This is a genomic window from Sphingomonas sp. SP6, assembly GCF_058313435.1.
Window position 1 is genome coordinate 457,185 of sequence record NZ_JBZFLG010000004.1, and the last position, 19,169, is coordinate 476,353.

A 19,169-nucleotide genomic window follows, 5' to 3' on the forward strand; every position below is an offset into this window, starting at 1 on the left:
AACGTCGTCCGGCACTGGTCCGGGGCAATTTCCGCGCTTGCCAGCGCCGCCGCGCCACGCGAAGTTGCGCCATGGGGCGGATCGGGAGTCCGCACATTCGACAGGGGACAATCATGGCGTTCATCACGAGCGGGCGGACTGCGCCCGATGCCACCGATCTCACGTTCGGCGGATACCACATGTTTCGCGACCAGCCGATCCACGATCCGATCCTGGTCGGGCCCGGCGCGGGCGCGCTGAACAAGGACGCCAAGGGCGACCTCAAGGCGATCACCAAGTTCCTGACCGACGATCTCGCCGGGGAGCAGTGGCACCTCGGCTTCCTCGGCGATCTCGCGACGCTGTGGCAGGACTATACCGGCAAGGGCGTTCTCTACGGCATCTACGACGCAGGCGTGGACACAAGGCTCTCCGCGTTCGACGAGGGATACGCCAAGAACAAGGAGATCGTGCTCGACGGCGTCCGGTACGACGGATCCTACCGAGCGGCGTCGGGGCCGCACGGAACCTCGGTCGCCGGGCTGATCGGCGCGGCCGCCGACGGCAACGAGACCGTCGGCGTGAGCTTCGATTCGCATTATGCGAGCGTCAACATCTTCGATCCCGCGTCCGGAATCTACGTCAACGCGAGCGATCCGACACTGTTCTTCCGCGCAGTCGCGGCGGGGAACAAATATGACATCTCCAGCAACAGCTGGGGGTCCGACCCGTTCAGCCGTGCGCCGGGCGACAACCGGCTGGTCGAGGGCAGCTTCGCCAAGAATTACGTCGACGCGGTCACCTTCGCGACGGAGACGGGGCGCGACGGGCTGGGAACGATCACGGTCAAGGCGGCCGGCAACAGCGGCTTCCACCTGGTCGACGTGCTCACCCCCGGCATCGACGGCGAGGGCGACAGCGTCTCGTCGGATCGCCACATCATCGCGGTCGCGGCGTTCCGCGAGATCGACGGCAGCGCCTCGTCGTACAGCACTCGCGGCGCGCAGCTGCTGATCGCCGCGCCCTCGAACGATTATGCGCAGGTCGGCGGGACCGGCATCTGGACCACCGACGTCAAGGGCGCCGACGGCTACAGCCCGGGCGACTATACCGACGGTTTCGGTGGCACGTCCGCGGCGACGCCGATCACGAGCGGCGCGCTCGGGCTGGTGCTGGAGGCGAACCCCGACCTGGGATGGCGCGACGTCAAGAACATCCTGGCCGCCTCGGCGCGCATGCCGGTGGCGTTCGAGACCGGGCCGACCAGCTACAAATCCGGCGGACGATCCTACTCGCTCAACGAGGACAGCTTCCACCTGACCGGCGGCGGCGATACGCACACGGTCAACGGCGGCGGCTACCATTACAGCACCGATTACGGTTACGGCGCGGTCTATGCGTTCGGCGCGACCCGGATGGCGGAGGTGTGGAACCTGTTCGGCGCGGCGCAGACATCCGCGAACGAGCAGCACTTCACCCAGTCGTTCGACTACGACACGTCCATCGGCGATTTGAAGACCGCGACCTTCACGCTCAACGTCTCGTCGGTGCTCGACCTCGAGCACATCGACATGACGCTGTCGTACCTGAGCGGCGACACCAAGGCTGCGACCACCGACGGTTTCCTGTTCACGATCACCTCGCCCGACGGCACGACCTACACGACGAGCACGCTCGCCGACGAGGGGAATTACGGCAAGGCGGGGACGCTGATCAGCGAGGTGCTCGGTCTCGAAGGGTTCCGCGGCGAACAGTCCGCCGGGACGTGGACGGTCGCGATCACCGATCAGGTGAAGAACCACGGCTCGACGCTCAAGAACATCACGCTCGACGTGTACGGCACGGCTCCGACCGACGACGATGTCTATCATTACACCGACGAGTTCCGCACGATGATCAAGATCGCGGGCGAGGGCGGGCGGCTGTCGCTGACGGACACCGGAGGGACCGATTGGCTCGATCTCGCCGCCGTCACCGGGGATATCAAGGCGGTGCTGAGCGCCGGGGGCACTCTCAAGTTCGACGGCGGCAAGGTCCTGATCGGCGCGGAGACGCTGATCGAGGATGCGGTGGGCGGCGACGGCGCGGACCGGTTCCTCGGCAACGACGCCGGCAACCATCTGTTGGGGATGCGTGGCGACGACACGATCTTCGGCCTCACCGGCGACGATTTCATCGTCGGCGGGCAGGGCGCGGACCTGCTCACAGGCGGGAAAGGGCAGGACGTCTTCTACTATGACTTCGGCCAGGCGAACGGCACCGATACCGTCGTCGATTTCTCCAAGAGCGATCTGATCGCCGTCACCAAGGACCTGGGGACGACGATCACCTTCACCGCCGATGCGAACGGCGACGGGGTGTTCGAGTTCGACAACGACAGTGGCGACACGCTGATCCTCAAGGGTGAAGGCGGGGCGGTGCTCCACCTTATCGCCGACGAGGGAGGCGTGGTCTATTACGCGCTGAGCGACGCCGCCAAGCTGACCAACGCGATCGCGCTGTCGGGCGAGGCGCTCAGCAGCGTGCCGGTGGGGTCGGTCAACAGCCACACCAGCCCGACGGTCGACGCCTCGGCGTTCATCCCGGCGGCGACCACCGCCCAAGCTGCCGCCGGCGACCTGCACGCGACGCTCGACTCCGCGCAGTTCGCGGGGTGGCACGAGGCACGGATGGGCGCGCACATGCTGGTCCTCGCCTGAGGACCGGCAGGCCGGGGCGGGTCGACCCCGCCCCGGCCCTTCGCCGGCGAAGTGTCCCGAGGTTCTCCCGGCCGCCACGCATATGGCAACGTCGAACGTACGATTTGGGGAAGCTGGCGCACCCGAGAGGATTCGAACCTCTGGCCTCTGCCTTCGGAGGGCAGCGCTCTATCCAGCTGAGCTACGGGTGCGTGGACCCTCCGATTAGCGCGGAGCGCGCCGGGGCGCTACCCTATTTCACCGTCTTCGCGATCGTCACCGGTTGGAACAGGGCCAGGCCGCAGCTTGCGCCGCGCATCGGCGGCGAGGTCGTGAAGACGGTGATGATGTCCTGGGCACAAAGCTGGCTGAGCGAGGTCTCATAGGAGAACCTCTTTTCGAACCCGAGTTGCGGACAGGCCTGGGGCAGGGTGACCCGGTAATATCGATCGCCCGAGATCCGGAAATCGATCACCGAATCGTTCCGGACGAGACTCTCGCGGAGCTCGCTGAGCGGAACGCAGGTGCGGGCCGGCCCGGTCGGCGTTGCTGCGGGAACCGCGTTGAGGTCCCGTGCGGCGCCTGGTGCGGCGGTGGCGGCGAGGGCGATCGCCGCCCAGAGCGAAGCGCGCATGATCCTACTCCTTGTATCGGGCAGCCTGCGTCGGCGCGACTGTCTTGGGGCTGAACGCGCAGAGATCCGCGACGATGCACCGCCAGCATTCCGGTTTGCGGGCCTTGCAGGTGTAGCGGCCATGCAGGATCAGCCAGTGGTGCGCGCCGAGCCGAAAGGGTCGCGGCACGACCCTCTCGAGCGCCAGTTCGACCGCCAGCGGGGTCCTGCCCGGTGCGAGTCCGATCCGGTTGCAGACCCGGAAGATGTGGGTGTCGACCGCGAACGTCTCTTGGGCGAAGGCGGTGTTGAGCACGACGTTGGCGGTCTTGCGGCCGACGCCGGGGAGCGCCTCGAGCGCGGCGCGGTCGCCGGGGACGACGCCGCCGTGATCGCGGACCAGCGCCTCGGACAGCGCGATGACGTGCTTCGCCTTGGTGTTGAACAGGCCGATCGTCTTGATGTGCTGCTTCAACCCCGCCTCGCCGAGCGCGACCATCTGCGCGGGCGTTTCCACCTCGGCGAACAGCGCCCGCGTCGCCTTGTTGACCCCGGCATCGGTCGACTGCGCCGAAAGCACGACCGCAACGAGCAGTTGATAGGTGTTGCCCGACTCCAGCTCGGTCCGCGGATCGGGATCGGCCTCGGCGAGCCGGCGGAAGACCTTGGCGATGTCGGCCCGTGTCATGACGCCGGCGTCACAGCCCCAGCACGTCCGCCATCCGGTACCGTCCGGGCGCCTGCCCGGCGAGCCACAGCGCCGCGCGCACCGCGCCGCGGGCGAAGATCACGCGGTCCTCGCCGCGATGCCCGAGCTCGATTCGCTCGCCTTCCGTCGCGAAGATGACATTGTGGTCGCCGATGACCGACCCGCCGCGGATCGACGCGAACCCGATCGTCCCCTCGCTGCGGGCGCCGACCAGACCGGCGCGGCTGTCGACGCGGGTCTCGGCGAGCGTCGCGCCGCGGGCGGCCGCCGCGGCCTCGCCGAGCAGCAGCGCGGTGCCCGAGGGCGCGTCGACCTTGTGGCGGTGGTGGGTCTCGACGATCTCAATGTCCCATTCGGGGCCGAGCCGGCTGGCCGCGTCGCGCACCAGGATCTCGAGCAGGGTGACGCCCAGCGAGGTGTTGCCGGTCTGCAGCACGGCCACCCGTTCGGCGGCGGCGGCGACGGCGGCGTGATGACGGGGGGTAAGCCCGGTGGTGCCGACGACGATGGGCGTTCCCGCCTCGACCGCCGCCGCAAGATGCGCCTCGACCGCGCCGGCGGTGGAGAAGTCGACCAGGACGTCGGCGGCTCGGGCCAGGGGCAGTGCGTCGTCGCCTGCGTCGGCTCCGCCGGCGATCGTCACGCGCTCTTCGGCGGCGACCTGGGCGATCGCCCGGCCCATCCGCCCCGCGCTGCCGTAGATGCCGATCGCCGTCACGCCGCTGCTCCCGAATGCGCGGCGGCGCTGTGGCACAACCCCGCCGTGCGGAGAAGTCCCGTGCGGTGGACGGAGCGGGATGGGACGGTCCTCGCGCCGGGCGCGGGCCAGCGTGTCGTTCGCTTCTCCACGCCGCTTGGCGCGGGCGCACGGGGGCGATAGGGGACGGCCGATGGACCGCATTCTCATTCGCGGCGGCCATCGCCTGTCGGGCAAGCTGCCGATCTCGGGCGCGAAGAACGCCGCGCTCACCCTCCTTCCCTGCGCGCTGCTGACCGACGAGCCGCTGACGCTGCGCAACCTGCCGCGGCTGGCCGACGTCGACAGCTTCGGGCATCTGCTCAACCAGCTCGGCGCGTCGACCGCGATCGAGGGCGCGCGTCCCGAAGACTTCGGGCGAGTGATGACGATCCGCGCGGGCCGGCTGACCTCGACCGAGGCGCCCTATGACATCGTGCGGAAAATGCGTGCCTCCATTCTTGTGCTCGGGCCGATCCTGGCGCGGGCGGGCGAGGCGAGGGTGTCGCTGCCGGGTGGCTGCGCGATCGGCAATCGGCCCATCGACCTCCACCTCAAGGTGCTCGAGGCGTTGGGGGCGGAGCTGGAGACCAGCGCCGGCTACGTCACCGCGCGCGCGCCCGGCGGGCGCCTGGCGGGGGGACGCTACACCTTCCCCGTGGTGTCGGTCGGCGCGACCGAGAATGCGGTGATGGCGGCGGTGACCGCCAAGGGCTCAACCCGATTGGAGAACGCCGCGCGCGAGCCCGAGATCGTCGACCTGTGCCGTTGCCTCGCCCAGATGGGTGCGCACATCGACGGGATCGGGACGGCGACGCTCGAGATCGAGGGCGTCGACCGGCTGCACGGCGCGACCTATTCGGTCATGCCCGACCGGATCGAGGCGGGGAGCTATGCCTGCGCCGCGGCGATTACCGGCGGCGACCTGGAGCTCACCGGCGTCGCCGGGGCCGACATGGGCGCGACGCTGCACGCGCTGCGCGACGCCGGGGTGACGGTGGAGGAGGGCAAGTCGTCGATCCGCGTCGCCGCCGACGGGCCGCTCAGGCCGCTGACCTTGTCGACCGCGCCGTTCCCGGGCTTCGCGACCGACATGCAGGCGCAGTTCATGGCGATGCTGTGCAGGGCCGACGGCGCGAGCGTGCTGACCGAGACCATCTTCGAGAACCGCTACATGCACGTGCCCGAACTGGCGCGGATGAGCGCCGACATCCAGGTCAATGGCCGGACGGCGGTCGTCCGCGGCGTCGAGCGGCTGACCGGCGCGCAGGTGATGGCGACCGACTTGCGCGCCTCGATGAGTCTGATCCTCGCCGGTCTCGCGGCCGAGGGCGAGACGGTGGTCAACCGCGTCTATCACCTCGATCGCGGCTACGAGCGCCTCGAGGAGAAGCTGTCGGCGGTAGGCGCCGACATCGAGCGCGCCGGGGACGGGTGAACGGCGCCCGGTACCGTTCGTCCTGAGGAAGGGCTGAGCGCAGCGAAGACCTGGATCGAAGGACCCGAGCCTCGCGGTCCTTAGATATGAGCCTTGGCTTTGCTCAGTCTCTACTCAGGACGAACGGCCTGTGTTCAGAAGCCGCGCTTCGAGCTCAGGAACCGGGTCAGCGCCGCCTGGGCGACGTTGCCGAGCGCGTCCGCGACGGCCTGCGCCTGCGCCGGGCTGATCGGCGGCGCGGCCGGACGTGGCTGCGGGCGGAGCGGTTCGGGGCGGACCGGCGGCTCGGGCGGGGTCGGCGGCGTCGGCGGAACGGGCGCGACCGGCGGCTCGGGCGGAGTGGGAGGCTCGGGCGCATCGGGTGCGTCGTCGTCGAAGTCGAACGAGACCTTGCCCTTGCCCGACGCGGCGACGACCGCGGCCGCTGCGAGCGTCAGCCCGGCGGTCAGCGCCTCGCGACCGAGCCGCGAGTCGACCCGCTTGATCAGCGCATCGGCCGCGCGGCGCACGTCCTCCGGCATCGCTACGCCGCCCACGTCCTTCGGGAACTTCGTCTTCGCCATCGTCGTCGATCTCCAGGTGTGTCACTGATGTAAGACACGTTGGCGTGGGCTTCAAGGGGCGATCGCGACAGGCTAGCGTCGCGCGATGACGAAGCCGCGCTCGCGCCTCACCTCGATCCTCGGCGGCTCGGCGGGCAATCTGGTCGAGTGGTACGACTGGTACGCCTATTCGGCCTTCACCCTCTACTTCGCCCGGCACTTCTTTCCGTCGGGCGACCGGACGACCGAGCTGCTGAGCACCGCCATCGTCTTCGCGGTCGGCTTCGTGATGCGGCCGGTCGGCGGGTGGATCATGGGGGTCTATGCCGATCGCCACGGGCGTAAGGCCGGGCTGACCTTGTCGGTGACGCTGATGTGCGCCGGATCGCTGCTGATCGCGCTGACGCCCGGCTATGAGACGATCGGCCGCGCCGCGCCCGCGATCCTGGTGATCGCCCGGTTGATGCAGGGGCTGTCGGTCGGCGGTGAATATGGCGCGAGCGCGACCTATCTGTCCGAGATGGCCGGGCGCGAGCACCGCGGCTTCTTCTCGAGCTTCCAGTACGTGACGCTCATCGCGGGTCAGCTGGTCGCGCTGCTGGTGCTGCTGGTGCTCCAGCGGACGATGAGCGAGGCGGCGCTCGACGCCTGGGGCTGGCGCATTCCCTTTGCGATCGGCGGCGTGCTGGCGGTCGGCGTCTACTGGCTGCGGCGGCGGCTGGCCGAGACCGAGAGCTTCGACAAGCGCGGGGGCGGGGGATCGAGCCTCGGCGCACTGCTGCGCGAGCATCCGCGCGAGTTCATGACCGTGATGCTGATGACCGCGGGCGGCACGCTCGCCTTCTATGCCTATTCGATCTACATGCAGAAGTTCCTGGCGAACTCCGCGGGGTTCAGCCGCCAGACCGCGAGCGCGATCAGCGCGGGGACGCTGTTCGTGTTCATGCTGCTCCAGCCGGTTGCCGGCGCGCTGTCCGATCGCGTCGGGCGCAAGCCGCTGATGGTCGGATTCGGGGTGCTCGGGACGCTGCTGACCTATCCGATCTTCGCCGCGCTGGAGGGGACGCGCGATCCGTGGACGGCGTTCGCGATCGTGCTCGGCGCGCTGGTGATCGTCACCGGCTACACCTCGATCAACGCGGTGGTGAAGGCCGAGCTGTTCCCCGCCCACATCCGCGCGCTGGGCGTCGCTTTCCCTTACGCCTGCGCCAACGCGCTGTTCGGCGGGACGGCGGAGGCGGTCGCGCTTCAGTTCAAGAAGAGCGGGTGGGAGCAGGGGTTCTACTGGTATGTCACCGCCACCATCGCGGTGTCGCTGGTGGTGTATCTGCGGATGCGCGACACGAAGGCGACGAGCCGGATCGCCGAGGATTAGGGTTTCAGCGCCGGCACCACCCGTGCCGCGTCGGTCGGATCGATCCCCGGACGCGCCCCGGCCGGCAGCGTCTCGTCGCCCCGGACGCCCGCGGCGGCGCGTTGGATGGCGTCTACGAGACGAGGATAGATGCCGCAGCGGCAGAGATTCGGGATCGCCGCCTTGATCGCGCCCTCGTCGGGGTTGCGGTTCGCCTTCAGCAGCACCGCCGCCGCCATGACGATGCCGGGGATGCAATAGCCGCACTGGACGACGTTGTTCGCGAGCAGCGCGAGCTGGACCGGATGGGTGCGCTCGCGCGAGAGCCCCTCGATCGTGGTGACGAAGCTGCCCTCCGCCGCCCCGATCGTCAGCCGGCAGGCCCGCACTGCCTTGCCGTCCACGTCGACCGTGCAGGCGCCGCACTCGCCGGTGTCGCAGCCATACTTCGTTCCGGTCAGGTTCGAGGCGTCGCGCAGCGCCCAGAGTAGCGGCGTGTCGGCGGGCAGGCGGTACTCGACGGCCTCGTTGTTGACGGTCAGCTTGGTCACGCCCGCGTCCTAGCGACTTGCGGTTTCGCGCGCACCCGCCATGGTGCGCGGCGTGAACCGGCCGCAAGCGCCGGCACGGAGGACCCATGCACGTCGACACCACCAGTTCCACCGACCCCGCCGCCGCGGAGCGCGCGGGAGACGGCATCAACGCGCCGAACCTGCGGCTGTTCGTCTTCGCCCTGTTCTTCATCTTCGGCGGCATCACCAGCCTGAACGATGTCATCATCCCGAAGCTGAAGGAGCTGTTCACGCTCAACTACACGCAGGCGATGCTGATCCAGTTCTGTTTCTTCACCGCCTATCTGGTGATCGGCATTCCGGGTGCGAAGCTGGTCAAGCGGATCGGCTACATGCGCGGGGCGGTGGCGGGTCTCGGCATCATGATGCTGGGCTGTCTTTTGTTCATTCCGGCGTCGCAGACCGCGACCTACGGCCTGTTCCTGACCGCGCTGTTCGTCCTGGCGAGCGGGGTGGTGATCGTCCAGGTGGTGGCGAACCCGCTGATCTCGCTGCTGGGCCCGGCGCGGACCGCGCACAGCCGGCTCACCTTCGCGCAGGCGTTCAACTCGCTCGGCACGACGATCTTCCCGATCGTCGGCTCGATCCTGATCCTCGGCAGCCTGGCGAGCGTCAGCGCCGGCGACCTGTCCGGACCGGCGCTCGACGCCTACCGCGCGCGCGAGACCGAGGCGATCTGGCAGGGCTATTTGGGCCTCGCCGTCGCGCTCGCCGTCGTGGCGGCGGTGGTCTGGGGCTTCCGCAACAGCCTTCCGGGCGAACGGCACGAGGCGAGCAGCGGACTCGCCGGGCTCGACCTGCTCAAGCGCACGCGCTTCGGCTTCGGCGCGCTGTGCATCTTCCTCTACGTGGGGGCCGAGGTCTCGATCGGTTCGCTGATCGTCAGCTATCTCGGGCAGGCGCGCGTGCTGGGGCTCGACGGCGCGGCGGCGGGCAAGCTGATCGGCTTCTACTGGGGCGGCGCGATGCTCGGGCGGTTCGTCGGCTCGGCGCTGCTGCGGGTGGTGAGCCCGGGCAAGCTGCTCGCGGGCGTCGCCGCCGGGGCGATCACGCTGCTGCTGATCTCGACGCATACCAGCGGCGCGGTGTCCGGCTACAGCCTGCTCGCGATCGGGTTGATGAACTCGATCATGTTCCCGACGATCTTCTCGCTCGCCTCGGAAGGGCTGGGCGGGCGTGCCGCGGACGGATCGGGGATCATCAACATCGCGATCTTCGGCGGCGCGGTGATCCCGCTCGCGACCGGCGCGCTCGCCGATTCGAGCGGGAGCCTCGCGGCGGCGATGATCCTACCGGGGCTCTGCTATGCGGTGATCTGCGCATACGGAGTCTATGCGAGGCGCCCGGCGGTTTGATCGACGGTCCTCCCCGGGCGGGGGGGGGGAAGACCGGATCAGCGCCGCGCCACCGCGCTCAGGGTCGTCCCCGCGGTGATCGCCTCGACGTCGGTCTTGAGGTGGAGCAGCTTCACTCCCGGCTGCACCATCGAGCGGGCGAGCGAGCGGCGGAAGTCCTCGGTTCGCTCGACGGTGTCCGCCCAGCAGCCGTAGGCGCGGGCGAGGGCGGCGAAGTCGGGGTTCTGGAGCACGGTCGCCGAGACCCGGCCGGGGAACTCGCGCTCCTGGTGCATCCGGATCGTGCCGTAGGCGCCGTTGTCGACGACGATGACCAGCATCTGGCAGCCGTGCTGGACCGCGGTCGCCAGCTCCTGCCCGTTCATCAGGAAGTCGCCATCACCGGCCAGCGCGACCACGGTCCGCTCGGGGCGGCGGAGCGACGCGGCGACGGCGGCGGGCACGCCGTAGCCCATCGCCCCCGCGGTCGGCGCGAGCTGCGTGCCGGGGCCGGCGTAGCGCCAATAGCGGTGCCACCAGCCCGAGAAATTGCCCGCACCGTTGCAGATGATCGTATCGGCCGGCAGCGTCTCGCGCATCGTCGCGACGCAGGGGCCCAGGTCCATCGCGATCTCGCGCGGCTGCGGTTCGGTCCAGGCGAGGTACTCGGCGCGCGCCTCGGCGGCGAGCGAGTGAGCGGGGCCGTCGACGAGCGCAAGCGTCTGGGTGAACTCCGCCATCCCGGCGCAGAGCGCGAGGTCGGTGCGGTAGGTCATCCTCAATTCGCTCGGATCGGGGTGGACGTGGACGAGGCGCTGGCCGGGATGCTCCGGCGTGATCAGCGTGTAGCCGTCGGTCGTCGCCTCGCCGAGCCGCGCGCCGACGACGAGCAGCAGGTCCGCCGCCTTGACCCGCGCGACGAGCTTCGGGTTGGGGCCGTAGCCGAGGTTGCCGGCATAGGCGGGGCAATCGTTGGGGATCGCGTCCTGCCGGCGGAACGCGGCGACGGTGGGGACGCCGACGCGGTCGGCCCAGGCGGCGAAGTCCTGCGCGGCGACCTGGTCCCAGCCCGCCCCGCCGACGATGGCGATCGGCCGCTCGGCGGTGGCGAGCAGATCGGCGAGGTGGTCGAGCGCGTCGGCGTCGACGCCCTGCGCGACCCGCTCGACGCGCGGGCGGTCGACCGCCTCGGCCTCCTCGAGCAGCATGTCCTCGGGCAGCGCCAGCACCACCGGGCCGGGGCGGCCGGAGATCGCGGTGGCGTAGGCGCGGGCGACGTACTCGGGGATGCGCTTCGGATCGTCGATCCGCGCCGCCCATTTGGCGATGGGGCCGAAGAACGCCTCGAAGTCGATCTCCTGAAACGCTTCGCGATCGCGCGTGCCGCGGTCGACGTCGCCGACGAACAGGATCATCGGCTGCGAGTCCTGCATCGCGACGTGGACGCCGATCGAGGCGTTGGTCGCGCCGGGGCCGCGGGTGACGAAGGCGATCCCCGGCCGGTGGGTCAGCGCGCCGTCGGCGCAGGCCATGAAGGCGACGCCGCCCTCCTGCCGGCACGTCACGACCTCGATCGACGGGGTGTCGTGGAGCGCATCGAGCACCGCGAGGAAGCTCTCCCCCGGCACGGTGAAGATGCGGTCGCAGCCCTGCGCCACGAGTTGATCGACGAGGATGCGGCCGCCTGTTCTCTGGGTCATGGACAGCGCTTAGCGCGTCGTTATCGTGTCGGCAAAAGAGAGTGGAGAGGATCATGGCGGACTTCGAGCTGGTGACCGACGGGCTGCGCTTTCCCGAGGGGCCGGTGTGGATGCCCGACGGCAGCATCGTGCTGGTCGAGATCGAACCCGGCCGGATCACGCGCGTTCACCCGGACGGCCGCAAGGAGACGGTGGCGGAGCCGGGCGGCGGGCCGAACGGGCTGGCGATGGGGCCGGACGGCAAGCTCTATTGCTGCAACAACGGCGGCTTCGACTGGAACGAGACCGGCGGCTACCTCGCCCCGCACGGGATCGCGAGCGACTACGCCGGAGGACGGATCGAGCGGATCGATCCCGCGACCGGCGCGGTCGAGGTGCTCTACAAGTTCGGCGACTTCGGCTGCACGCTGCGCGGGCCGAACGACATCGTGTTCGACGCGCACGGCGGCTTCTGGTTCACCGATCACGGCAAGGTCGACTACGCCAAGCGGTGCCACGACATCGTCGGGATCTTCTACGCCAGGGCCGACGGCAGCCATCTGGAGGAAGTGATCTTCCCCTCAAACAATCCGAACGGCATCGGCCTCTCGCCCGACGGAGACACGCTTTACGCGGCGGAGACCTACACCTGTCGGCTGATGAAGTTCAACGTCACCGCCCCCGGCAAGGTCGCGCCCGATGCCGGGCCGGGCGGCCCCGGCATCCCGCTGTACCGCCCCGCGGGCTACAAGTTCTTCGATTCGCTGGGTGTCGAGGCGGGCGGCAACGTGTGCGTCGCGACGATCGGCGAGTGCGGGATCAGCGTGATCTCGCCCGCGGGCGAGCTCGTGGAGTTCGTCGCGACCGACGATATCTTCACCACCAACATCTGCTTCGGCGGCGAGGACCTGCGCGATGCGTACATCACGCTCTCGGGAACCGGGCGGCTGGTGAAGACGCGCTGGGCGCGGCCGGGGCTGAAGCTCGCCTACTAGTCGGAACGATGAGTGCGCGCCCACGCCGGTCCGCCTATCTGGCGGGTCGAACCAGCGGGAGCGAACGATGGTCGGCGTCACGGGAATCGGCACTGCGGCAGGCGGACTCGCGCGCGGCGGCGGGCTGGGCGAGGCGTTGTTGCTCGCCAACAGGAGCGGCAGGGGCGTCGACGTCGGCGGCCTGTCGCGCGATCTGGCGCAGCTTGCCCAGCGCGATCCGAGAGGCGCGGCCGATGCGATCGAGTCGGCCCGTAAGGGACTCAATCCCGTCGAACGCGGCGAGTTCGACCGCGCCCTGCCGCAAGCGATCTCCGACGCCCAACGCGCCGGGGCCGCGGCGCCCAAGGGACTTGCCGGATCGCAGAAGGACCTCGCGCTCGATCTGACCCAGATGGGGCTCGACGTCGCCGGCTTGTTCGATCCGACGCCGGTGTCGGACGGCGCGAACGGCGTGATCTCGCTGCTGCGCGGCGACTTCCTGGGCGCGGGCATCTCGGCGGTGTCGATGATCCCCTATATCGGCGACGCGGCGAAGCTGGGGAAGCTCGGCAACTGGGCCAAGACCGTCGCGCACGCCGTGGATCTGGCGAAGACGGACAGCGCCTTCGCCAAAGCGGCGAAGCCCGCGCTCGACGCGATCTCCAACGCGATCGGCGCAGCCCCGAAGAAAGTGCTGGACGCACTGCCGCAGTCCGCCCGCGACACGCTCACCTCGATGAAGCGCCAGATCGACGAGCTCGGCGGCACGGCGGCGAAAAAGGCCGACGACGTCGCCGCACTCGGAACCGCCTCGGCCAAGGTCGGGAAGAACGAGGTGCAGTGGACGCTCGACGCCAAGGGTCGGCCGACCACCGCCACCGCCACGCTGTCCGAACTGCAACCGAAAGGCGCGCCGCGCGGCAGCGCGGAGACGGGTGCGCAGGATGCGGTGCGCGGCCGGGGCAAGATCGACGACGACGCGGGCCACATCATCGGCCACCGCTTCACCGGCGACCAGGGCGAGCGGAACATGTTTCCGCAGAACTTCAACTTCAACCGCTCCGCCTACAAGACCATGGAAAACGAATGGGCTGGCTGGATCGAGGCCGGCGGCACGGTGAAGGTCAACGTGGCGCTCAAGGGCGGGAACGGGGCTCGGCCGGACCAGGTCGGCGTGGTGTACGAGGTCTTCAACGACGCCGGCAAGCGCGTCTATAAGAACACCGAACTGTTCGACAACGCGGCCGGGCAGACGTTCGACCGAGTATCGGGCAAGGACATTCGCGCGATGCTCGGCAAGTGATCGCCGGCCTTGCGGCGATGCTGTTGGGAGTGAGTGCGATGACCCCTGCCGACCAGAGCCGTGCCGACGCGGCGGTCCACGATCTGGGCCAGGCGATCTTGGCCGATCCGAACTACGCCCACCGCGACTGGCGCGGGATCGCGCTGGTGGTCGAGATCGCGCCGCGCAAGCGGATGTACGGATTCGTGTACGATGCGGACGATTGGGAAGCCGAGACCCCCGACGACTTCGACGTGATCGCGCGCGCTCAAGCGCTTGCCGACGCGATGGCGACCGATGCGGGCGAGCGATGGCGGCGCTGTCTCCTGAAGATCAAGCGGGAGGCGAGCGGGGCGCCCGAGCTGAAGGTCGAGTTCGATTACGACGGCGATGCCGACTGGACGGTGACGCCCGCGAACCACGCCGAGATGGTGGAGACGCTGCGCCCCTGACACCTCCTGGTCTTGATTAGCCGACCGGCACGGCATAGCGCCGGCCCTCCAAGCGGGAGGGGCGAGTGCGCGATACGGTGATCTTCGATTTCGGCGGGGTGATCACCTCGTCGCCGTTCGAGGCGTTCAATCGCCTGGAGCGCGAGCGCGGGCTGCCGACCGACTTCATCCGCCGGGTCAATGCGACCCGCGGCGACGACAACGCCTGGGCGCGGTTCGAGCGCGCCGAGATCGACGCGCGGCATTTCGACGTCGCGTTCGCCGAGGAGGCCAAGGCGCTGGGCCACGAGCTGCGCGGCGAGGATGTGCTGGGGGTGCTCGCGGGCGACGTGCGGCCGCGCATGGTCCACGCGCTCGACTGGTTGAAGCGCCACGGCTATCACCTGGGCTGCATCACCAACAACGTGCCCGCGGGCGAAGGCGCGGGGATGGCGCGCACCGCCGAGAAGGCGAAGGCGGTCTCGGAGATCCTCAGGCGGTTCGATCACGTCATCGAATCGTCAAAGGTCGGGATCCGCAAGCCCGATCCGCGGATCTATGCGATGATGTGCGAGCATCTGGGCAAGAAGCCCGATCACTGCATCTACCTCGACGACCTGGGCATCAACTGCAAGCCGGCGGCGGAGATGGGAATGATCGCGATCAAGGTGACGACCGAGGATGCGGCGCTGGCCGATCTGGCGAAGGCGCTGGGGGTCGATCCGGCGCTGTTCTGACCCTTTCCGCGGGGCCGCGATGGCGGTAACGCCTGCGATCATGAAGAAGCTCTATCCCGACGCCGCCGCCGCGCTCGACGGACTGCTCCGCGACGGCATGTCGATCTGCGCGGGCGGGTTCGGCCTGTGCGGCATTCCCGAGCGGCTGATCGACGCGATCCGCGACAGCGGGGTCAAGGATCTGACGATCGCGTCGAACAACGCCGGGATCGACGGCGAGGGGCTGGGCAAGCTGCTCCGCACCCGGCAGGTCAGGAAGATGATCTCGTCCTATGTCGGTGAGAACAAGGAGTTCGAGCGCCAGTATCTCGCCGGCGAGCTGGAGGTCGAGTTCTGCCCGCAGGGGACGCTGGCCGAGCGCTGCCGTGCGGGCGGGGCGGGGATTCCCGGCTTCTACACCAAGACCGGGGTCGGCACGCTCGTCGCCGAGGGCAAGGAGGTGAAGATGTTCGACGGGGAGGAGTATATCCTCGAACGCGGCATCCGCGCCGACCTGTCGATCATCAAGGGCTGGCGCGCCGACGAGAGCGGCAACCTCCAGTTCCGCAAGACCGCGCGCAACTTCAACCAGCCGATGGCGACGGCTGCGGACGTCTGCGTCGCCGAGGTCGAGGAGGTGGTGCCGGTCGGGACGCTGGACCCCGATGCGATCCACCTGCCCGGCATCTACGTGAAACGGCTGATCGTCGGCGCACCCTATGACAAGAAGATCGAGTTCCGCCTGACCCGCCCGCGCCCGGTCCAGGCCGGGGAGCAGGTCGAAGCGTGAGCGCGCGCTCGGCGCTGGCGGCGCTGGCGGCGGGTGGGCTGCTGACCGGATGCGTCGCCGTGGCGGCGGTGCCCCTCGCAGCCGGCGCGACGATCGGGCGCAAGGCCGTCCGCAAGGACCGCGGCCACAAGCGCGCGGGCGAGGCGCCGGCCTCCGGGCGGTTGACCCTGCTGCCGGCGGGCTCCCAGCTTCCCGCCCCGGACGGCGCGGCCGCAAGCCCGCCCGCACCGGCCCTGCCGGTCGCACCTCCCCCGTCGGTGCCGCCGGGGATGCAATATCTCTACGGCTCGGGCGAGGCAGCCGCCGCGTCGATGCAGACCTGGCGCGCGCTGATCCGTCACGTCGCCGACAAGGCGCTGAAGCGGCCCAAGGACAGCGTCGTGCTCGCCGAAGGATCGACCCTCGCCGAGCCGAAGTGGGTGCCGTGCGGCAAGAAGCCGCCCGCCGCGGTGTTCGACATCGACGAGACGGTGCTGCTCAACCTCGGCTTCGAATACGACACCGCGCAGGGCCATCCGTACGACGCGGCGCGATGGGACGCCTGGGAAAGGAGCGGCGCGGAAAAGGTGGTGGCGACGCCGGGCGCGTCCGCGGCGCTCCGGACGCTGAGGACCATGGGCGTCGAGGTCGTGTTCAACTCCAACCGCACCGCCGCCAACGCCGACGCCACCGCCGCCGCGCTGGTCGAGGCGGAACTGGGGTCGGCCAGGCACGGCGAGACGCTGTACCTTCAAGGCGACGACGACGCCGGCGCGCTCAAGGACAAGCGCCGGTGGGCGATCGCGGCGAAATACTGCGTCCTTGCGATGGCCGGCGACCAGCTCGGCGACTTCTCCGATCTGTTCAACGCCCAGCAGGGGCCGGCGGGGCGGCGCGCGGAGACGCTGTCGACCCCCGTCAACGCGCGGTTCGGCGCGGGGTGGTTCCTGTTCCCCAATCCGGTGTACGGCACCGCGCTGAAGGGCGGGTTCGACGACGTCTTCCCGCAGGACATGAGATGGAGTCCGCCGCAATGACCGATCATCCCGGAGCGATCCCGCTCGACGACGGAGCCGGCCTGACCGACGAGTCGGTCGAGGTCGCGCGCGTCTGGATCACCGACGGCGGCGGCGCGACCGTGTTCATCATGCCCGACGTGCTGGAGGACCCCGAAGTGTTCGGTTACCTGATGGCCGACACGATCCGGCACGCCGCCCGCGCCTATTCCGAGGCCCGCGCAGGCGACGAGGCCGAGATGCTCCAGGCGATCGTCGACGGAGTCGCCGCCGAACTGCGCGACCAGTTCGCCACGCTCGACCGCGTTCCGGGGACGCTGAACTGATGCCCTGGGACCGCAACGGCATGGCGGCGCGCGCGGCGAAGGAGCTGCGCGACGGCTATTACGTCAATCTCGGCATCGGCATCCCGACGCTGGTCGCGAACAACATCCCAGCGGGCATGACCGTCACGCTCCAGAGCGAGAACGGGATGCTGGGCATCGGTCCGTTCCCCTATGAGGGCGAGGAGGATCCGGACCTGATCAACGCGGGCAAGCAGACGATCAGCGAGCTGCCCCAATCGGCCTATTTCGGCAGCGAGCAGAGCTTCGCGATGATCCGTGGCGGGCACATCGACCTGACCGTGCTCGGCGCGATGGAAGTGAGCCAGGCGGGCGACATCGCCAACTGGATGATCCCCGGCAAGATGATCAAGGGGATGGGCGGGGCGATGGACCTGGTCGCCGGGGTCAAGACGATCATCGTCGTGATGGAGCACACCGCGAAGGACGGCACGCCGAAGTTCATTCCCGATTGCACGCTGCCGCTCACCGGGCGCAACGTCGTCGACATGATCGTCACCGACCTCGCGGTGTTTCGCCGCGCGGACCACAAAGCGCCCTTCCGGCTGGTCGAACTCGCCCCCGGCGTCACCGCGGACGAGGTCGCGGCGAAGACCACCGCGGCCTACGACGTCGCGCTCTAGCGCTTCGGCGTCTCGATCCGGCACTCGCCCGAATACATGTGATCGGTGTCGTAGGCGTTGAGGTCCTTCGCGCGGGTCATGAACAGCGACGCCGTTCCCTTCGCGGGGTCGATCGGGTGGACGATGATCATGTTGACCAGCGGCTGATCGATCACGCTCGTCATCTCGACGCGGTCAGGCCAGAGATCGACGACGCGGTTGAAGCGGTTCGGAAAATCCTTGGTCAAGCCGGACGGATCGGCGACGATCGCGGTCCGCGGGTCGACCGGCTCGGCGGGATCGGTGATGTCCGGCGGCGGCGCGGTGCGGACCGGCGTGGCGGGAAGGCGAAGCGCGAGCGGATATCTCCCCTCGTAGGTGATGTCGGCGGCGGATTGCTGCGCCGTCGGATCGAAGTTCGTCATCCGCGACAGCACGCACGTGAGCAGCCGTTCCGGGATCATGCGGGTCGTGGACGGAGCGGGGGCGGCGCCGACGCACAGCAAGGCGGCGGCGAGGAGAGGTGTGCGCGTCACGGTCATCTCCTGCACCTAGCGCGGGAATGTGTCGCTTGGGCGACAGGGCTTGTCGCGCGATCCGGAACAGTCAAGAAAGTGCAACGTGCGGCTGCCAGGGCGACCTGACGTCGCGGAGCGTGGCGGGATCTTTTTCGGAAACCGATGATTCGTTCGATCCATCTCTGCGTGGCGGGGTTCACGGCGACGGTGGCCGGCCATGCGCAGGCGCAGCTCGTGCCGTCGCCCGGGGTCGCGCCGTCGGCCGCAGCTGGGGGTCCGGTGACCGTGGACGAAGACCGCGCGCGCGCCGTCCAGTGTCTGGCGACCGCGATCGCCTATGAGGCGGCAAACGAGCCGTTGGCGGGGCAGCAGGCGGTGGCGGAGGTGATCCTCAACCGTGCGCGCGCAGGCGTCTTCTCGCGCGATCCCGCGGCGGCCAAGACCGTGTGCGGGGTGGTGTTCGCCGGATCGGAGCGGCGGACGGGGTGCCAGTTCACCTTCACCTGCGACGGCTCGCTCCGCCGCCGGTTGCCGGATCGGGTGCTGGCGGCGACCCGCGCCGTGGCCGAGGCGGCGATCGACGGGCGCAATCCGACCCGGGTGAGCGGGGCCGCCTGGTATCACGCCAATTACGTGTCGCCCTATTGGGCGCCGAGCCTGGTGCGCGTGGCGACGATCGGCGCGCACATCTTCTACCGCGCGCCGGGGCTGGGTGATCGCATGATCGGCCCTGGCGTCTTCAGCGCCAAGGGCGAGCCGGTGATCGGTGCACTGGCCGCATTGTCGGCGGCGACGGCGAAGATCGCGCCTGCGGGAGCTGCCGCGGCTCCGCCGCCGACGTTCTCGTTGTGGGGGCTCAAACCCGCCGCCCAGCGGTAGGATG

Annotated in this window: 20 protein-coding genes and 1 tRNA gene; 13 read left to right on the forward strand and 8 right to left on the reverse strand. The window is 69.5% G+C overall.

The genetic code is table 11. From position 1 onward, the window contains the following. The first annotated feature begins 113 nt into the window (after positions 1 to 113). Positions 114 to 2,678 carry a S8 family serine peptidase gene (locus AC4GYY_RS15715; RefSeq protein ID WP_491121893.1) on the forward strand — a complete coding sequence of 855 codons (2,565 nt, stop codon included), beginning with the start codon at positions 114 to 116 and terminating at the stop codon, positions 2,676 to 2,678. Between the two features lie 114 nt (positions 2,679 to 2,792). On the opposite strand, the gene AC4GYY_RS15720 is transcribed toward AC4GYY_RS15715, so the two are convergent. From AC4GYY_RS15720 to dapB, 4 genes are all read right to left on the reverse strand, one after another. Continuing rightward, positions 2,793 to 2,869, reverse strand: a tRNA-Arg gene (locus tag AC4GYY_RS15720). A 41-nt stretch (positions 2,870 to 2,910) separates the two neighbouring features. After that, positions 2,911 to 3,291 (reverse strand): hypothetical protein, encoded by a 381-nt coding sequence (locus AC4GYY_RS15725; protein ID WP_491121895.1) that lies wholly within the window; start codon positions 3,289 to 3,291, stop codon positions 2,911 to 2,913. Between the two features lie 4 nt (positions 3,292 to 3,295). Next, entirely contained in the window at positions 3,296 to 3,958 is a 663-nt protein-coding gene (gene nth / locus AC4GYY_RS15730) for an endonuclease III (RefSeq protein ID WP_491121896.1), read from the reverse strand. Between the two features lie 10 nt (positions 3,959 to 3,968). Next, positions 3,969 to 4,697: a 4-hydroxy-tetrahydrodipicolinate reductase gene (gene dapB, locus AC4GYY_RS15735; RefSeq protein ID WP_491121897.1), complete on the reverse strand. Its 729-nt coding sequence runs from the start codon at positions 4,695 to 4,697 to the stop codon at positions 3,969 to 3,971. A 172-nt stretch (positions 4,698 to 4,869) separates the two neighbouring features. Between dapB and murA the strand changes: the two genes are divergently transcribed. After that, positions 4,870 to 6,153, forward strand: coding sequence for a UDP-N-acetylglucosamine 1-carboxyvinyltransferase (gene murA / locus AC4GYY_RS15740; protein ID WP_491121899.1), 1,284 nt, complete (start codon positions 4,870 to 4,872; stop codon positions 6,151 to 6,153). Positions 6,154 to 6,287: 134 nt separating this feature from the next. Here the strand turns inward: murA and AC4GYY_RS15745 are convergent, their stop codons facing one another. Beyond that, positions 6,288 to 6,716 carry a hypothetical protein gene (locus AC4GYY_RS15745; protein WP_491121901.1) on the reverse strand — a complete coding sequence of 143 codons (429 nt, stop codon included), beginning with the start codon at positions 6,714 to 6,716 and terminating at the stop codon, positions 6,288 to 6,290. 85 nt (positions 6,717 to 6,801) lie between these two features. Here AC4GYY_RS15745 and AC4GYY_RS15750 point away from each other — a divergent pair, with 85 nt between their 5' ends. Then, a complete protein-coding gene (locus tag AC4GYY_RS15750; RefSeq protein ID WP_491121903.1) occupies positions 6,802 to 8,070 on the forward strand; it encodes an MFS transporter in 1,269 nt (422 codons plus the stop codon). Here the strand turns inward: AC4GYY_RS15750 and AC4GYY_RS15755 are convergent. Then, complete coding sequence (locus AC4GYY_RS15755) at positions 8,067 to 8,600, reverse strand: (2Fe-2S)-binding protein (protein WP_491121904.1); 534 nt, start codon at positions 8,598 to 8,600, stop codon at positions 8,067 to 8,069. The genes AC4GYY_RS15750 and AC4GYY_RS15755 overlap by 4 nt on opposite strands. Before the next feature lie 86 nt (positions 8,601 to 8,686). On the opposite strand from AC4GYY_RS15755, the gene AC4GYY_RS15760 reads away from it, so the two are divergent. Then, entirely contained in the window at positions 8,687 to 9,976 is a 1,290-nt protein-coding gene (locus tag AC4GYY_RS15760) for a sugar MFS transporter (protein WP_491121906.1), read from the forward strand. Between the two features lie 38 nt (positions 9,977 to 10,014). Here the strand turns inward: AC4GYY_RS15760 and AC4GYY_RS15765 are convergent, their stop codons facing one another. Further along, on the reverse strand, positions 10,015 to 11,655 hold the full coding sequence (locus tag AC4GYY_RS15765; RefSeq protein WP_491121908.1) for a thiamine pyrophosphate-binding protein: 1,641 nt from the start codon (positions 11,653 to 11,655) through the stop codon (positions 10,015 to 10,017). Between the two features lie 53 nt (positions 11,656 to 11,708). Here AC4GYY_RS15765 and AC4GYY_RS15770 point away from each other — a divergent pair, with 53 nt between their 5' ends. The 8 genes from AC4GYY_RS15770 to AC4GYY_RS15805 all read left to right on the forward strand — a co-directional run bounded on the left by AC4GYY_RS15770 (position 11,709) and on the right by AC4GYY_RS15805 (position 17,789). After that, a complete protein-coding gene (locus tag AC4GYY_RS15770) occupies positions 11,709 to 12,629 on the forward strand; it encodes an SMP-30/gluconolactonase/LRE family protein (protein ID WP_491121910.1) in 921 nt (306 codons plus the stop codon). Positions 12,630 to 12,696: 67 nt separating this feature from the next. After that, positions 12,697 to 13,911 carry a DNA/RNA non-specific endonuclease gene (locus tag AC4GYY_RS15775; RefSeq protein ID WP_491121912.1) on the forward strand — a complete coding sequence of 405 codons (1,215 nt, stop codon included), beginning with the start codon at positions 12,697 to 12,699 and terminating at the stop codon, positions 13,909 to 13,911. Further along, positions 13,908 to 14,342 (forward strand): hypothetical protein, encoded by a 435-nt coding sequence (locus AC4GYY_RS15780; RefSeq protein ID WP_491121914.1) that lies wholly within the window; start codon positions 13,908 to 13,910, stop codon positions 14,340 to 14,342. Before AC4GYY_RS15775 ends, AC4GYY_RS15780 begins: the two co-directional genes overlap by 4 nt. A 65-nt stretch (positions 14,343 to 14,407) precedes the next feature. Beyond that, a complete protein-coding gene (locus AC4GYY_RS15785) occupies positions 14,408 to 15,058 on the forward strand; it encodes an HAD-IA family hydrolase (RefSeq protein WP_491121915.1) in 651 nt (216 codons plus the stop codon). A gap of 37 nt (positions 15,059 to 15,095) precedes the next feature. Continuing rightward, complete coding sequence (locus AC4GYY_RS15790) at positions 15,096 to 15,827, forward strand: CoA transferase subunit A (protein ID WP_491122026.1); 732 nt, start codon at positions 15,096 to 15,098, stop codon at positions 15,825 to 15,827. A gap of 161 nt (positions 15,828 to 15,988) precedes the next feature. Further along, positions 15,989 to 16,843, forward strand: coding sequence for an HAD family acid phosphatase (locus tag AC4GYY_RS15795; protein ID WP_491122028.1), 855 nt, complete (start codon positions 15,989 to 15,991; stop codon positions 16,841 to 16,843). Then, on the forward strand, positions 16,840 to 17,148 hold the full coding sequence (locus AC4GYY_RS15800) for a DUF5076 domain-containing protein (RefSeq protein ID WP_491121917.1): 309 nt from the start codon (positions 16,840 to 16,842) through the stop codon (positions 17,146 to 17,148). The genes AC4GYY_RS15795 and AC4GYY_RS15800 overlap by 4 nt, the downstream gene beginning before the upstream one ends. Continuing rightward, positions 17,148 to 17,789: a 3-oxoacid CoA-transferase subunit B gene (locus AC4GYY_RS15805; protein WP_491121919.1), complete on the forward strand. Its 642-nt coding sequence runs from the start codon at positions 17,148 to 17,150 to the stop codon at positions 17,787 to 17,789. Before AC4GYY_RS15800 ends, AC4GYY_RS15805 begins: the two co-directional genes overlap by 1 nt. Here AC4GYY_RS15805 and AC4GYY_RS15810 read toward each other — a convergent pair. Next, a complete protein-coding gene (locus tag AC4GYY_RS15810; protein ID WP_491121921.1) occupies positions 17,786 to 18,310 on the reverse strand; it encodes a hypothetical protein in 525 nt (174 codons plus the stop codon). The two genes, AC4GYY_RS15805 and AC4GYY_RS15810, sit on opposite strands and share 4 nt — an antisense overlap. 138 nt (positions 18,311 to 18,448) lie before the next feature. Between AC4GYY_RS15810 and AC4GYY_RS15815 the strand changes: the two genes are divergently transcribed. Next, positions 18,449 to 19,165, forward strand: coding sequence for a cell wall hydrolase (locus AC4GYY_RS15815; protein WP_491121923.1), 717 nt, complete (start codon positions 18,449 to 18,451; stop codon positions 19,163 to 19,165). The last annotated feature ends 4 nt before the right edge of the window (positions 19,166 to 19,169 follow it).

Excerpts from the sequence above, each read along its gene's own strand:
- AC4GYY_RS15715 (WP_491121893.1), top strand. The coding sequence starts at position 114 with ATGGCGTTCATCACGAGCGGGCGGACTGCGCCCGATGCCACCGATCTC.
- AC4GYY_RS15725 (WP_491121895.1), bottom strand. The coding sequence starts at position 3,291 with ATGCGCGCTTCGCTCTGGGCGGCGATCGCCCTCGCCGCCACCGCCGCA.
- nth (WP_491121896.1), bottom strand. The coding sequence starts at position 3,958 with ATGACACGGGCCGACATCGCCAAGGTCTTCCGCCGGCTCGCCGAGGCC.
- murA (WP_491121899.1), top strand. The coding sequence starts at position 4,870 with ATGGACCGCATTCTCATTCGCGGCGGCCATCGCCTGTCGGGCAAGCTG.
- AC4GYY_RS15745 (WP_491121901.1), bottom strand. The coding sequence starts at position 6,716 with ATGGCGAAGACGAAGTTCCCGAAGGACGTGGGCGGCGTAGCGATGCCG.
- AC4GYY_RS15750 (WP_491121903.1), top strand. The coding sequence starts at position 6,802 with ATGACGAAGCCGCGCTCGCGCCTCACCTCGATCCTCGGCGGCTCGGCG.
- AC4GYY_RS15760 (WP_491121906.1), top strand. The coding sequence starts at position 8,687 with ATGCACGTCGACACCACCAGTTCCACCGACCCCGCCGCCGCGGAGCGC.
- AC4GYY_RS15765 (WP_491121908.1), bottom strand. The coding sequence starts at position 11,655 with ATGACCCAGAGAACAGGCGGCCGCATCCTCGTCGATCAACTCGTGGCG.
- AC4GYY_RS15770 (WP_491121910.1), top strand. The coding sequence starts at position 11,709 with ATGGCGGACTTCGAGCTGGTGACCGACGGGCTGCGCTTTCCCGAGGGG.
- AC4GYY_RS15775 (WP_491121912.1), top strand. The coding sequence starts at position 12,697 with ATGGTCGGCGTCACGGGAATCGGCACTGCGGCAGGCGGACTCGCGCGC.
- AC4GYY_RS15800 (WP_491121917.1), top strand. The coding sequence starts at position 16,840 with ATGACCGATCATCCCGGAGCGATCCCGCTCGACGACGGAGCCGGCCTG.
- AC4GYY_RS15805 (WP_491121919.1), top strand. The coding sequence starts at position 17,148 with ATGCCCTGGGACCGCAACGGCATGGCGGCGCGCGCGGCGAAGGAGCTG.
- AC4GYY_RS15810 (WP_491121921.1), bottom strand. The coding sequence starts at position 18,310 with ATGACCGTGACGCGCACACCTCTCCTCGCCGCCGCCTTGCTGTGCGTC.
- AC4GYY_RS15815 (WP_491121923.1), top strand. The coding sequence starts at position 18,449 with ATGATTCGTTCGATCCATCTCTGCGTGGCGGGGTTCACGGCGACGGTG.